Here is a 14,053-nt window from a genome sequence, read left to right as displayed (position 1 = left end):
ACCATAAGAAGAGTTAACCTCAGGTCTTGAAGATGATACTGGGCAGCTCAAGCCGGATGGCCTCCCATGCCGCCGGTGTGAGCTCCACAGCCTCCCCTCCGGGAAGCCTTTGCATCTCCGCAGTCCAAGGATCACGCTCAAAGATTCTCAGCGGCAAGAACTCTGCGGTCTCTCCATTCAAACGCAGCAGGATTTTTGTCTTCCAGGCCAGCGCCTGCCGGATCAGGGATTTCGAAGTGGAAGGATGATAGTTCCTCATCTCCTTGAGCCAGCCTGCCGGGACTTCTTCCATACCCGGGAACAGCTCTTCAGGAGATGGGAAGGCGCCATCCGGTTCATAAATATGAACAGGGGCTCCAGATACAATCAAACCTTGGCAGACCTCGCGTTTAGCCGGAAGGCCGCCCGGAATTCCGGTGACTTCCGCTGTGTCTCGTCTTCTCCGCCCGGACCATGTGCTGCTTCCTGCCAGCTGATTCTGCTCCAGCTTCGGGTATTTTCTCCGGGCAGGCATCCCAGCCCCGTCATCGGCTGCAGACATGCGCGGAGACATTTCCAGCTGCATAAGCCCCTTTCTAACACGCTCCAGTTCCTCCTTCGGAACAATGAAATTCAACGGACCGATTCTCTCAAGCTTAAGTTTGCCCGCAAAGTGAGCGGCAATCGCCTCAGCCGCCTCGGAATCCCTACATCTGAGAAGAACATGTTCCTCAATGGCTGTTCTCCCCATCTCCCTGTCCCACATCTTAAGGGCTGCCTGTACATTCTCGGGCACCCCCGCTGCAGCATTTTGTTCCAGAAATGCTAACGTATCCGCCGGTGTCCGTCCGTGGTTGTACGCTTCTGTCGAAGAAGATCGGCTAAGCCGATAGACCGACATGACGTCATACGAGACGAACTCTGAGCAGATTTCCAGCTCCCACCGGATTGTATAAGGTGTGTGTTCGGGTACAAGAATTTCGAAATCGGGCTGCACGTAAATTCCACTCATTCGGGCAGACGATTGATTCAGGTTTGGGCCGCTGGGCGTTTCACTCCCGGATGCTTGATTGAATTCTGCCTCAGTCCTTCCCGGTTTCACTCGCCACCGGAATGCACGCTTCCCTTCCGTATTGGCTCCCAAATCCATAAAACCGAAGCCGCACAGCAGATTCAGCCAGCCAGTCATGAAATCTTCCTGCTCCTCTGCAATCTTGGTCTTGGCTGCGATCAGCTTGCTCCCCTGAAGCCAGTCTAAAATATTCTGAAGCAGATACCAGCTGTCTTCCTGCAGCCTTGCCGATCCAAGCGAATAGACGTACTGCTGCAAATTCGGATCAGGTGGGATATAACGGGAAAGGAGCTGACCGTAGATAACAGTCCGCATTGCATCCGGGCTTAAGGCAAACCACTCTGCCAGTGTATCCTCCTCCAGGACAAAGCTGTCTCGTCTGGTCACCAGTCCAAGCCCCAGCAGCAGATCAAGCAGGACGGCAATTTCAGCTGAATATACATCCCGGTGAGGATAGTGAAGCCTAAGCTTGTCCAAATCGCCGGAAGCCAGCCTTGTCAGACCGGCAAGCTTGCCCCTGGCCTTCTGGTGAATCGTGCCCTTCGCGGTAACCGGAAGGCCGTGTTTGCCAATCCAGACCAATATCCGGAATAAATCATTCTCCATTCCGTCACCCGCGGACCGTTCAATACGTATCTCGCCCTGCTCTTGTTGTATAGAGCCCAGCAGCTGATCCTGAAGTCCAGCAAGGACTTCTCCGGTTAAATAGTACAGCCGCTCCCCCCAAGATTTCCTGACTGCGCTCAGAACCCCGGCTTTTCGAAGAGTGATCAGGCCCGCCCGCAGTTCAGCACCGCTGATTCCGGGTCCTGCCAGCTTATCAAGCTGCTCCAGCGTGAATGGCTGGGCCGCAAAGCTGCGCACAATTGCCAGAAGCGTCTGTTCTCCGGCTTCCGGCAATCTGCCAGATCCCAATTTCCACTTCATCACATCTGAATGCACGATGCCCAATCGGCCTCCTTTCCAGCGAAATCATCTTCTGAATATTCACGAACGGTATATTCGTAACCTTGTTCGATAAGAAACAGCTGTCTGCGCAGGGCAAAGGCCAGCTCTTTGCTTTCGTCAGAGACCAATGTATAGAAAAAAGCCCGGTTGTCTCCCGCCTTAGGTCGCAGCAGCCTGCCAAGACGCTGGGCTTCCTCCTGCCTGGAGCCATAACTGCCAGATACCTGGATACCTACAGCGGCATCCGGGAGGTCGACAGCAAAATTGGCTACTTTGGATACAACCAGAACTGGAATATCTCCACGTTGAAAACCCTGGTATAAATCGATCCGCTCCTGCTGCCCTGATCTGCCGGTGATAAGGGGAGCCTCCAATTCAGCCGCAATCTGAGTCAACTGGTCAAGATATTGGCCGATGATCAGCGCCGGCTTGCCCGCATGACGCTGCAGCAGCCGCTTAGTAATAGCCAGCTTGGCCGGGTTCTCTGCCGCTAATCTGTATTTGCGCTTCCCTTCAGCCAGCAAATACTGCTTACGCAGTGGCTCTGGAAGCGAAATCCGGATTTCGGTGCACTTCACCTCGGCGATCCAACCCGCCTGTTCCAGCTCCCGCCAAGGCATTTCATACCGCTTGGGGCCAATCAGAGAGAACACATCCTTCTCACAGCCGTCTTCCCGGATCAGCGTAGCGGTTAGCCCAAGCCTGCGGGTCGCTTGAATATCTGCGGTCACTCTGAATACCGGGGCCGGGAGCAAATGCACCTCATCATAAATAATGAGACCCCAGTCGCGTTCATTGAACAGCTTCATATGCTTAAATGTCACCTCTTTCCTGCTGCGGTGAGTCAGAATCTGATAGGTGGAGACCGTCACAGGACGGACCTCCTTCTTATCCCCTGAATATTCACCAATCTGCTCTTCAAGAAGAGTCGACTTGCTTCGCAGCTCATGAATCCACTGCCTTACTGAGGTTACATTAGACGTTAGGATCAGCGTCTCACACTGCAGTCTTTCCATGGCAGCCAGACCGATGACCGTCTTGCCTGCCCCGCAGGGCAGAACGAGCACCCCGCTTCCGCCATCAGGTTCCTCTCCCTTGCCGGCAAATGCATCCACGCTTTCCCGCTGATAAGACCTAAGGGTGAAGCCGTCTTCGCCGGTAGTGCGGGTCCTTAAGGAGAAGCGAAGGTCGTTCCCATGGTGATAGCCCACCTCATCCAGCACAGGATACCCGAGCCGTGTAAGCTCCTGCTTGACTACCCCGCGGTGCCGGGCTGCAAGAAGGCACGAACCATTGCCCCCGCCAGTAAATTCCATCAGCAAACCTCTGATAGAAGGATACTTTCTGATTTCATCCATATATTCGGGATCACTTTGCAGGATGAGCGTGGTTATGTCATCCGGATTGCGGCGTAACCGTAATTTACCGTACCGGGTTAACCACACATCCATGCTCTGGTGCACCTGATCCGGCACCTTAAAGCGGGATAGCGCGCTCAGGCTTTCCATAATTCCCGCTTTGGTCATTCCAGAGGCCGCCGCATTCCAGAGAGACAAAGGAGTAAGTCGATACGTATGAAAAGAAGCCGGGCTCTTCAGCAGCTCAGCATACCTAGACAGTTCCAATCTGGCGGCTTCAAAGCCAGGATGGTCCTTTTCCAGCAGCACTGTAAAGTCCCTTTGTACGATGCATGCTCCGGTTCCTTCCATCTGATCAACACCCCTTAGCTGATTCATCCCTAAAATTGGCCAACATGGCACAATGCCAAAAAAGCCCGCAAGCTCTGCGGGCTCCTTGCTTCTTAAGTTAGAATTCCAAATAACGCCAAAATTATTCGCTCTTCTTCTCATCCAGATAGGATTCGGCCATTGTAATCAGCAGACCTGCCGCATAAAGCATCGCATCCTCATCAATGTCGAATTTGGGATGATGGTGGGGATAGACGGCTCCTTTCTCAGGGTTCCCCGCTCCTACAAGCACAAAACATCCGGGGATCCTCTTCACATAATAAGCAAAATCCTCGGCAGGCATAATCTTAGGAGACAGCTCGGCACGGAGCCCGAAGGCTTCCCCGGCTACCCGGAAGAAACGCCCGGTCTCATCTTCGTGGTTCACAAGTGGTGGATATCCCATGACATAGTCCACTACGGCCTCAGCGCCATAAGCTTTAGCGGTGCCTTCAGCCATTTCCTCAATCCGTCTGCGGATTAAATGCCTTGTCTCTTCATTAAAGCATCTGACCGTTCCAGATAAAAGACAGTGCTCCGCAATCACGTTCTGTACCGTTCCTCCCTGAATCGAACCCACAGTAACCACGGCCGGGTCGAGCGGATCGACCGACCTGCTCACAATGGACTGAAGCTGCATCACAAGAGCAGCTCCAGCGATCACGCTGTCTACAGCGACATGGGGCATGCCTCCGTGTCCTCCCCGCCCCTGCATATCCACAAAGAACTCGTCCGTGGAGGCCATAAGCGGTCCTGGTGCAGAGGCTGCCGTTCCTACTGGGATCGGCGTCCACAAATGAACGCCGTAGATCACATCAGCGCCGTCAACTGCGCCTTCCCGGATCATCGCTGCGGCCCCTCCAGGACACACCTCTTCAGCTGGCTGGAAGATCAGCCGGATCGACCCGTGAAGCGTATCCTTGATCTTCATGAAGTATTCGGCAACAGCCAGCAGAACGGCGGTATGTCCATCATGTCCGCACGCATGCATAACACCAGGCAGGCGCGACGCATAGGCACAGCTTTTCTCATCCTGGATCGGCAATGCATCCATATCCGCCCGCAGGGCAACGGTTCTTCCCGGGAAGCTGCCTTTAATTTCTCCGATTACCCCATAGCCCCCCACATTGGTTCTGACTGTGAGGCCGAGATTGGTAAGAATAGCGGCGACGTAGGCCGAAGTTTTCTCTTCTTTATAAGACAGCTCCGGGTTCTGATGAAGATAACGTCGTCTCTCCACCATTAGCGGATACAGTGAATTTACTAAATCCCTATCCTTCATTAAATGACACTTCCTTCGCATTGTTACGCTGCCTGGTCGGTAGCTTCTATCATTGTATCATAGACGCCAGATCCTTACGGAAAGTGTTTTCATTACAGGGCCTAGAGTGCTTGCACAACTCCCGGAAACATACTATCATGAATGAATATACAGTATGTTAAGGGAGGACTATGACCCAATGATTTTTGAAAACACTGGTTTGGACGGAATTAAGAGCGATCTCGCTTATTTGGATGAATCCGCCGAGAAAGTAGGTTTTATCCGGTGGCAGTGGGAATACTACCGTGCTACATATGATTATAAAATAGAAGATAACAATAACGAATATTTCCTGCGCATCAATACACGTGCTGTGGAAGGCAAGCTGGAACGTCCCGATGCCGTGCTTGCAATTGAAGCCGTATATATGGGCCGCGCCACGTTCCCGCATGGGCTTGAGTATGAATCCCCAATCCCATCCGATGTTCTGAGCAAAGCCAACCAGAAGCTGACCGAACTTAAGAAACTGCTCGAGGCCTAACATCAGGCTATGAGTGATAACAAAAACCAGTCCAGAAAAGGGACGCCCGACTTTCAACTGCTCATACTCACCCTGCTACTGGTGGGCTTCGGTCTGGTCATGGTGTTCAGCTCAAGCTCCAGCATCTCTATCGTTAATTCCAAATTCAACAATGACGCCATGTACTTCACTAAGAAACAGCTAATGTTCGGCGGACTCGGACTGATTAGCATGTTCGTTACTATGAACATACCTTATGCGAGATACAAGAAATTGTTTGTACCGGTATTCATAGTTACTTTAATTATGCTTTTGCTTGTCCCCTATATAGGGACCAATGTAAACGGAGCTAGAAGCTGGTTCGGTGTCGGTTCTTTTGGGATTCAGCCTTCCGAGCTCGCCAAGATCACCATTGTTCTCTACTTGGCTGCCCTGATCTCGAAGAAAGGGGAGCGGTTCCGCGACCTGCGAACCGGTTATATTCCGGTGATGATGATCGTGGGCTTCGTTGCCGGGCTGATCATGCTTCAGCCGGATTTCGGCTCCTGCCTCATTCTCGTCGCTACAGCCGGGCTGGTTATATTCGCGGGAGGAGCTAATCTGAAGCATATTCTAGGCTCTATCGGACTGCTCATCCTTGGGGCCAGCATTGTGCTTGGCGCCCAGTTTCTATTCGAGAAGCTGAGCGGTGCCGAGGCAAGCCATAATTATAAGGCAGGCCGGATCCAGGCCTACCTGGATCCGCTTCATGATCCCCAAGGAGTGAGTTATAACCTGGTACAGTCCCTCATTGCCATTGGCCATGGCGGGGCAGCAGGTACAGGATTCGGCCAGAGCATCCAGAAGCTCCATTATCTTCCGAATCCATATAATGACTTTATTTTCTCCGTTATTGGCGAGGAATTCGGATTCATTGGGACTTTTTTGTTCCTGCTCTTCTATATTTATTTCATATGGAGGGGAATACTTGTCTCCGTCCGCTGTCCCGACACATTTGGAACCCTGGTCGGTGTTGGGATTATGGGACTTATCGCCATCCAGGCTTTTATTAACATTGGCGGGGTGACCAACACAATCCCTATCACTGGCGTTACCTTGCCATTTATCAGTTATGGAGGCTCCTCTCTGATGGTTATGATGGCGAGTATGGGGATTGTGCTCAGCATCTCAAGGCAGGCCAGTGTGCCGGTGCCCCAAGAACGGACCAAATCGGTTGTTGTCAAACAGGCGACCATACCGGATCGGCCGCGCAAAAGGACTTATACACGTTAACATAACGCTAGTTTTACCCAATTCCGTTGTCAATAACAAAAAGAGACGGTTCCAAGCCGCGGTTAATCCGTGGAGGGAACTGTCTCTTTTTGTGTTATACACCGTTCAAATTAGAGTATCGTTATGTAAGGATTAAGCTCAGGGCGGGGAGCAGTTCTAAGCCTCATCGTCCTTGAAAGCTACTCCCTCCACTTTAACGTTCACTTCCACAACATGAAGCCCGGTCAAGCTCTCTACCGCAACCCGCACGTTCTGTTGAAGCATACGGCATACCTCGTGGATCGGTGTTTCATACAGTACGATGATCCTAAGATCGATCGCAGCTTCCAGCTGGCCAACCTCTACCGTAACTCCCTTTTGAACGTTCTTACCGCTAAGGCGTTTGGCCCAGCCTTCTGATAATCCTCCGCTCATAGCGGCGATGCCTGGAGTTTCCAACGCGGCCATGCCCGCAATTTTAGAAACGACATCATCCGAGATTCGAATGGTCCCTAGTTCAAGCTGCAGCTGCTCGGTCATGGTCATTCCACCTCCAAATTTCTCATTATTTCTCAATTGTAATGTGTGCCGTGTTGGAAAGCAACTATGGACCATTCTTCCATCTTCCGTATATAATACGGAATGACTAAGTGGCTGTACATCAACTGCCGTTTATATGGGGTACAATAATGGTTATATTCTTGTTGTACTCTTATAAACCTATACCAAATTACATAAAGTTGAGGTGTCTTGTTTGAAAAAAATCTGGTTTCCAAGCTTGCTAATCATTACGTTTCTCCTTAGCGCTATCGGGCATTACGGCCACTGGAACCCTACGCTGCAATTCGTTATTTCCGCTATCGCGGTTATATTTGTAGCTGGGTTCCTGGGGAAAGCCACCGAAAGTGTAGCCCATTATGCCGGACAACGCCTGGGTGGGTTCCTGAATGCCACGTTCGGCAATGCGGCCGAACTGATCATTGGCATTCTGCTTGTGAGCAATGGGCAATTTGAAATTGTTAAGGCGAGCATTACAGGTTCGATTATCGGAAACCTGCTGCTTGTACTCGGGCTTAGCCTCTTCGCCGGAGGGCTGAAATACAAAATCCAGAATTTTAACATTTCATTGGCCGGACTTAACGGCTCCCTGATGATCCTAGGCATTATCGCCCTGTTCGTACCAGCTATCTTCCTCAACACCCACGCTCTTCAGAAAGAGGACGAAAGTGTACTTAGTCTCGTTGTAGCCGGCATCCTGATTGTCGCTTACCTGCTCTGGCTGGTGTTCTCTATGATTACTCATAAAGATTATCTGGCTGACGTCACAGATGACAATGAAGAACAGTTGGCACATGAACATGAGCCGAAGTGGTCCAAGGGCAAGTCCATTCTGTATCTGATTGTCGCCACCGTGATGGTTGCCCTCGTCAGTGAATGGCTGGTTGATACGCTTGATACGTTTACAGCAAAATTCGGATTAAGCGAAATCTTTGTCGGCGCATTTGTCGTTGCTATTGTAGGAAATGCCGCAGAGCACAGCGCAGCGATCATGCTGGCTATGAAGAACAAAATCGGGGCTTCGGTGGAAATAGCTATTGGAAGCAGTCTGCAAATCGCGCTGTTCGTGGCGCCCGTTCTGATCTTTGTCAGCCATCTGCTGGGCCGTCCTATGGACATTGTATTCACGGTTATTGAGCTTGCCGCAATTGGCGTATCCGTATTTATCGCGAAATCCATCACCCAAGACGGATCAACGAACTGGTATGAAGGGCTGCTTCTGCTGGCCGTATACGGAATATTGGGTGTATCCTTCTATCTCGTATAAAATGCAGCAATAAAAAAAGCGTATGTCCGGCCAAGCCGGCTTACGCTTTTTTGGTATGCTTCTATGGAGAAGAAGCTATTCCTTCTTATTCAAGGCCTCATACAAGACAGCCAGATTGCGCTCAAGCTTGCTGAGAATTTGTTTGCCGACCAGAGGATTCACAAGACCGGCCCGGACTGCAAAATCAACCTCTTTGGAGAATCCAAACATTTGGGTATCAAGAACTTCCTCATATAGAGGGCAGTATCGCGTGGCCAGGTTCTCCATCTGTACTTCAATCAGCTTCTCTATTTTATCTGCGTCTTCTTGCAAAAGACTCAGTGCTTTCAAATTCAATTGCTCCTGCAAATCAGATGAAGTCATGCAATATTCCCCCCCTGTGTACAATCATCAGTCTATATAGTCCAATTCATATCACTATCTTTAATATTAGTCGAAAATGATTCCCAATACAAGAACCCCACGAAATAAACGCCGTTAAATAAGAGCATAAGCCTTCTTAATAATAAAAAACACCCCCGCTTGCTGGCGGGAGTGCGTTCTTAAGACTATTCTTCGACTACATGCACCTTCAGACCGTGCTTCGCGAAAGCTTCGGATACCGCAGCTTTTGCCTCTTCCGCATCGGGTCCATGAACATGAAGCTCATAACTTTCGGAGCTAACCAAAGTAGTAAAAAGTCCCAGGATACTCTTTACATCAATATACTTGTTTTCAGCTTGAAGAACGATTGAAGACGTGAATTTTCCTGCTGTCTGGGCTATCTCCACAATCGCCGCATTGTTGTTCGCCATAGATTATCCTCCGTTTTTAAGTGGATTAAATATATGTTAATGATACCTTGAATCCGCTTACCAATCAAGGACAAATCTGGCTTACTTCAGGTTCTCCGGGTTTAGCGCCTCAAGCTCAGGAAGTACAAAGATCCCGTCCTTGCGAATCAGCTTATCGTCGAAGTAGATTTCTCCGCCGCCATAATCAGGGCGCTGGATCTGCACAAGGTCCCAGTGGATGGAAGAACGGTTGCCGTTATCGGCCACTTCATATGCCTGCCCCGGTGTGAAATGGAAGCTGCCCGCAATCTTCTCATCGAACAGGGTGTCTTTCATCGGGTGCAGAATATACGGGTTAAATCCGATCGCGAACTCACCGATATAACGCGCCCCTTCATCCGTGTTCAGAATCTCATTAATGCGCGGCGTGTCGTTGCTGGAAGCTTCTACAATTTTGCCGTTCTCAAAACGGAATTTGATATTCTCAAAGGTTACGCCGTTATAGAGGCTTGCAGTATTGAAGCTTATGGTTCCATTAACCGAATCGCGAACCGGAGCGGTGTAGACCTCACCGTCAGGGATATTGTTTTGACCCGAGCATTTGATTGCCCCGATCCCTTTGATCGAGAACTGCAGGTCCGTGCCTTCCGCTACAATACGCACTTTATCCGTACGGTTCATCAGCTCGGCAAGTGCATCCTGTGCCCGGTCCATCTTCGCGTAATCCAGATTGCACACAGAGAAGTAGAAGTCCTCAAAGGCTTCTGTGCTCGTATTCGCGAGCTGCGCCATGCTGGCGTTCGGGTAACGCAGCACAACCCACTTGGTATGCTTGACACGCTGCTCACTATGTACAAGGTGGGAGTATAACGAGTTATACAGTTTCATTTTGTCTTCAGGCACATCCGCCAGATCGTTAACATTCTCGCCGGCCCGAATTCCGATGTACCCTTGCATTTGCTTCATACGGTGCAGGTCGATTTCTCCCCAGGTTCTAATCTGCTCTTCATTCCCGTATTTCAACATGGCCCGTTGAACGGTTCTGTCGGTGAGCTGTACAAAAGCATTACCGCCTCTTTTACCGATCTCCTCCACAATAGCGTTCAGCAGATCACGCTCGCTGCCGATCATCTCCACCAGGATATTCTCCCCTGGTTGAACATTTACGGAATAACCTACAAGATTCTGAGCCAGCTGGTTGATTCTTGGATCACGCAAAATTGGTTCCTCCTCTTAAGCTGCATTTAATTTAACAATGGTCGAATCCTTTATATTGTAGCATTTTGACTCTGTGAAGTCAGCTTATGCCCCGTCATTGAAAATGACAATCCGCCATATATACTTCCGGCTTGTTTACGCCGCTGTTGGCGGGATAGGTTACCGTACTGCTCGATGTGAGCCGTTTGGGAAGCCCGGATTTGTTATCAATCGTCAGATGATATACCGAGCTGACCTGAGCTATATCCAGCTTATGTGTCATTTCCTTCCTTCCTTTGCTCCAGGTATCTTCAACCTGCCGGGTGAGCGCATCCAGTTCAGGCCGGGAAAGGGCAAGTCCCGCCGCTCGCAGCTTCCAGTCCGCCAGAACATTGTCCATTTCCTCGGTAAGCTGCCTGCGAAGCAGCGCCTTGGCCTCATCGGGAGCTAGTTCAATCCGAAGCACCTTGGTCCCCCGGGCCGCACCACTCTCAAGCCGAATCGTCTTTGCCTTGGTGTCGTGAATCTCTTCCAGCTGGGCAAGCGGGTTAATCCGGTTCAATGTCCTTGGCAGCGGACTGGCACTCCGCTCAGTGCGATCCAGCATCACCCATTTCCGCCCCTTAAGCTGGAAAGTAGCCAGCTCGGCTCCCTTTCCCAGCCCGGCCATTGCCAGATTATGCCCTCTCCCTGCCTGTGACGGCTCTGCCTTGAGCGTAAGCATCTGATGATTCTGCAGCTGCCCGGAAAAGGCAATATTCCCTTCCTCCTGGATCTGGTTATCCCGAAGAAGGGACGCCCTTCCTTGAAAATTCATCGTGTCACTCCCGGCTAGACCGGCCCACGTCACCTCAAACCAGTCCTGAGCCGTCTTAGGGCCGGATATCTCACATGCCCCAAGAAGCGCACAAGTCAGCAGGAACGGGAGGAATCTTCCTTTTTTCAGATATGTAAACATAGCTACTCCACCTTTCCTTATAAGGTATACACTTAATCCTAATCTCTCCTGCGAAAGACAAGTTATACGGAAAGAGACCAATATAAAAAAGGACACCGCTCTGGTGTCCTTTCGGGTCGTGCGTCAGTTGGACTGTAAGTTATACACTTTCACCAATCTGAGTTTGGTTGCGTCCATTGTTTTTAGAACGGTACAGCGCCATATCCGCGCGGTAAAAGAGTGACTCCACGCTGATCTTCTCATCTTTGCGGTTCCACTCCGATACTCCGCACGATACCGTAACCTGCGGCGTCGTCTCAGCAGCCACCTTCTCCCTAATCGCCTCGGCCACACGGTAGCCATCCTCCAGCTCCATGCCTGGCAGGTAAATCGCCAGCTCCTCGCCGCCCCATCTGGCACAAAGATCAATCTTGCGAACCGAGGACTGAATAATCACCGCCACCTGCTTCAGAATTTTATCCCCAATCTGGTGACCATATGTGTCATTGACCTGCTTAAATTTATCAATATCTACAACAATAAGAGAACCCTTGGCATCCCTGCGCTGAAATTCAAGCAGCTTATCGTCCAGATAATGCCGGGCGAAAAGACCTGTCAGCATATCCCTGTTGGCCATCCGACGGACCTCAGCATGAAGGGAAGCATTTGCAATTGCAAGGCCGATGTGGGTAGCCAGCACCTGCAGCAGCTTGTAATTCTCATAGGAGAAGAAATGCGGACGGGTATGTGAAAGCAGGATCGCCCCTCTGACCTCCCCCCGGATCAAGAGAGGGGCTCCAATCATGGAGTTCGACCCCGTCTCCTCCATCAGCTTGGAGTACACCCTTCCATAGCTGTGGTAATCGGAAAGAATGACAGGCTCTTTGGTAGCATAGACCAGGCCGCAGAAGCCATAATCCCTTGGAAAAATCTCCTTACTAAGCGAAGGAACATTGGTGGATACCATCTCAAAGAAATCCTTATCCTTATCAAGCTGGGAGATACAGCAATACTCGGCATTGAAGATGTGCAGGAGCTCCTCGGTGGCGAATTTGAATACCTCCTTAAGCTGGAGGCTTTGACTTAATTGCTGCGTTAACTCATTTATTAGGCGAAGCTCATCAATAAGCAGATTGGATTGCTCATACAGCTTGGCATTCTCAAAAGCAGTTCCTGCCGTATCCGCCAGCATGCCGACGAGCTGGATGTCCGCCTCTTCAAAATGCTCCGAAGGAATATACATATGAAAAACGCCATAAACTCCCTGCTTTCCGCTAAGCGGAACAGCAATCTCAAGGTACTGGGTTCCTTCTTCACTCAAAAATGCATTCCGGAGGAGCTTTCCTTCCATAAAGGCTTGGACACAGAGCCTGTCCATTTCCCCTTGAAGCTGAAGAGGCTTCACCCTGGGATTTGTACTCTGATGATCCTGGGACATCAGGATTTCCAAGCGGACGTTCGGATAGACACTGATAATACTGTCCAGCACCTCATTAAGCACTGCGTCCACATCAATTTTGTCATGGAGCCGCTGTACTACTTCAACCAGAAATGAGCGCCTGAATGTCTCACGTTTGGCCTGCTCCTGCAGAGTCAATAGATCCTTAAAGAATGTATTCTCAAATCTCCGGTAAAAGCATGTGACAAAATGACGCTCTGCAATTCCCAAGATCCGGTTCCCAAAAGCAATATCTTGATCATTTCCCTGCATGATGCATCCTATAAACGCAAATATTTCGGCATCGCTTCTTGTACGTACGGGAACTGCTGCTGCCGTAATCTCATGTGCTTGCGCAGCGTCCTCAAACAGTTTGACCGTGGTAATCTTCCCCGATTCCAGACTTAAGCGCATTGCTTTATTTATACCCTCTATCCACTCGTTCAGCTCGGGATCACCTTCGGCTTGCAGAACCTCTGCCGTCCAGTCCCCGACCAGCCACAAGGCCCGGCCTCCGGCTTGCAGCGTAGACGCAGCCGATAGCCAGTCCCGAAAAGCAGACTTTAACAGAAAATGTATGTATGGAAAATCATAAGTTGTGATGTCCAGCTGTTCCAGCCATGCGAGTTCATTCAATTGAGGGTTCAGTTCAGGAGATTGGGAAGGTAAGCTGCTGATCACCGGGTCCTCTCGTGGGTGTTCTGCCATAGGGGGCTCCTTCTGCACCGCGTATCCGTCGGCTTAATGGTAACCTTTTGTTGTATGCTAAATAAAGAAACTTATTTTTAAAAGGGTAATTTCAGGAAAATCATGTATATTTGTATTCTACTATTAATAACACTATTTTGCATCATAATTCCACGGTTTTGTCCTGCATTTTTGGTGCGAAAGCCCTATCGACAAAAACCTTCTTTTTCGAACAAAAACTACACCTTGACTTTATATACGAACTTCATATAATATTTATTGTTGATAAAGACTGGATAGAGTCTTACATTAGGGCGTAATATTGTGTCACCCTCACGGATTTTGTTGCTGACTGGACAGCGGCTGAACTTTTCTGTCAGTAGAGCGGATATTATCATCTATCCCCCCGCCCGACAAACAAAACCGGCGCAAGTGTAG

The 14,053-nt window shown here is 50.1% G+C and carries 12 protein-coding genes; 3 read left to right on the top strand and 9 right to left on the bottom strand.

The features are described 5' to 3' along the window. Positions 1-19: 19 nt before the first annotated feature. The 3 genes from BN6628_RS09305 to BN6628_RS09295 form a co-directional block, all read right to left on the bottom strand. The gene (locus BN6628_RS09305) at positions 20-1,993 is read right to left on the bottom strand and encodes a helicase-associated domain-containing protein (RefSeq protein ID WP_148449273.1); all 1,974 of its coding nucleotides are present in this window, start codon (positions 1,991-1,993) and stop codon (positions 20-22) included. Continuing rightward, the gene (locus BN6628_RS09300; RefSeq protein ID WP_068616741.1) at positions 1,978-3,708 is read right to left on the bottom strand and encodes a DNA repair helicase XPB; all 1,731 of its coding nucleotides are present in this window, start codon (positions 3,706-3,708) and stop codon (positions 1,978-1,980) included. The genes BN6628_RS09305 and BN6628_RS09300 overlap by 16 nt, the downstream gene beginning before the upstream one ends. A 121-nt stretch (positions 3,709-3,829) precedes the next feature. Next, a complete protein-coding gene (locus tag BN6628_RS09295) occupies positions 3,830-5,008 on the bottom strand; it encodes an amidohydrolase (RefSeq protein WP_068616740.1) in 1,179 nt (392 codons plus the stop codon). Between the two features lie 178 nt (positions 5,009-5,186). Between BN6628_RS09295 and BN6628_RS09290 the strand changes: the two genes are divergently transcribed. Next, a complete protein-coding gene (locus tag BN6628_RS09290) occupies positions 5,187-5,528 on the top strand; it encodes a YugN family protein (protein ID WP_068616738.1) in 342 nt (113 codons plus the stop codon). 9 nt (positions 5,529-5,537) lie between these two features. Beyond that, positions 5,538-6,779 carry a putative lipid II flippase FtsW gene (ftsW, locus tag BN6628_RS09285; protein WP_068616736.1) on the top strand — a complete coding sequence of 414 codons (1,242 nt, stop codon included), beginning with the start codon at positions 5,538-5,540 and terminating at the stop codon, positions 6,777-6,779. A gap of 156 nt (positions 6,780-6,935) precedes the next feature. Here the strand turns inward: ftsW and BN6628_RS09280 are convergent, their stop codons facing one another. Further along, positions 6,936-7,298 carry an Asp23/Gls24 family envelope stress response protein gene (locus tag BN6628_RS09280; RefSeq protein ID WP_068616734.1) on the bottom strand — a complete coding sequence of 121 codons (363 nt, stop codon included), beginning with the start codon at positions 7,296-7,298 and terminating at the stop codon, positions 6,936-6,938. A 214-nt stretch (positions 7,299-7,512) separates the two neighbouring features. Between BN6628_RS09280 and cax the strand changes: the two genes are divergently transcribed. After that, positions 7,513-8,583, top strand: a complete 1,071-nt coding sequence (cax, locus tag BN6628_RS09275; protein ID WP_068616733.1) for a calcium/proton exchanger — start codon at positions 7,513-7,515, stop codon at positions 8,581-8,583. A 75-nt stretch (positions 8,584-8,658) separates the two neighbouring features. Here cax and BN6628_RS09270 read toward each other — a convergent pair whose 3' ends face one another. The 5 genes from BN6628_RS09270 to BN6628_RS09250 all read right to left on the bottom strand — a co-directional run bounded on the left by BN6628_RS09270 (position 8,659) and on the right by BN6628_RS09250 (position 13,636). Then, the gene (locus tag BN6628_RS09270; protein ID WP_068616732.1) at positions 8,659-8,946 is read right to left on the bottom strand and encodes an Fpa/YlaN family protein; all 288 of its coding nucleotides are present in this window, start codon (positions 8,944-8,946) and stop codon (positions 8,659-8,661) included. Between the two features lie 185 nt (positions 8,947-9,131). Continuing rightward, entirely contained in the window at positions 9,132-9,377 is a 246-nt protein-coding gene (locus BN6628_RS09265; RefSeq protein ID WP_068616730.1) for an HPr family phosphocarrier protein, read from the bottom strand. Between the two features lie 81 nt (positions 9,378-9,458). Next, complete coding sequence (locus BN6628_RS09260) at positions 9,459-10,574, bottom strand: aminopeptidase (RefSeq protein ID WP_068616728.1); 1,116 nt, start codon at positions 10,572-10,574, stop codon at positions 9,459-9,461. 94 nt (positions 10,575-10,668) lie between these two features. Next, complete coding sequence (locus BN6628_RS09255) at positions 10,669-11,511, bottom strand: hypothetical protein (protein WP_068616725.1); 843 nt, start codon at positions 11,509-11,511, stop codon at positions 10,669-10,671. 139 nt (positions 11,512-11,650) lie between these two features. After that, on the bottom strand, positions 11,651-13,636 hold the full coding sequence (locus BN6628_RS09250) for a diguanylate cyclase (protein WP_068616724.1): 1,986 nt from the start codon (positions 13,634-13,636) through the stop codon (positions 11,651-11,653). Between the last annotated feature and the right edge of the window lie 417 nt (positions 13,637-14,053).

Source organism: Paenibacillus tuaregi (genome assembly GCF_900086655.1).
In the GTDB taxonomy this organism is placed as follows: Bacteria; Bacillota; Bacilli; order Paenibacillales; family Paenibacillaceae; genus Fontibacillus; species Fontibacillus tuaregi.
Note: the sequence above shows the minus strand (reverse complement) of the source record. Positions and strands in the feature narration are given on the sequence as shown.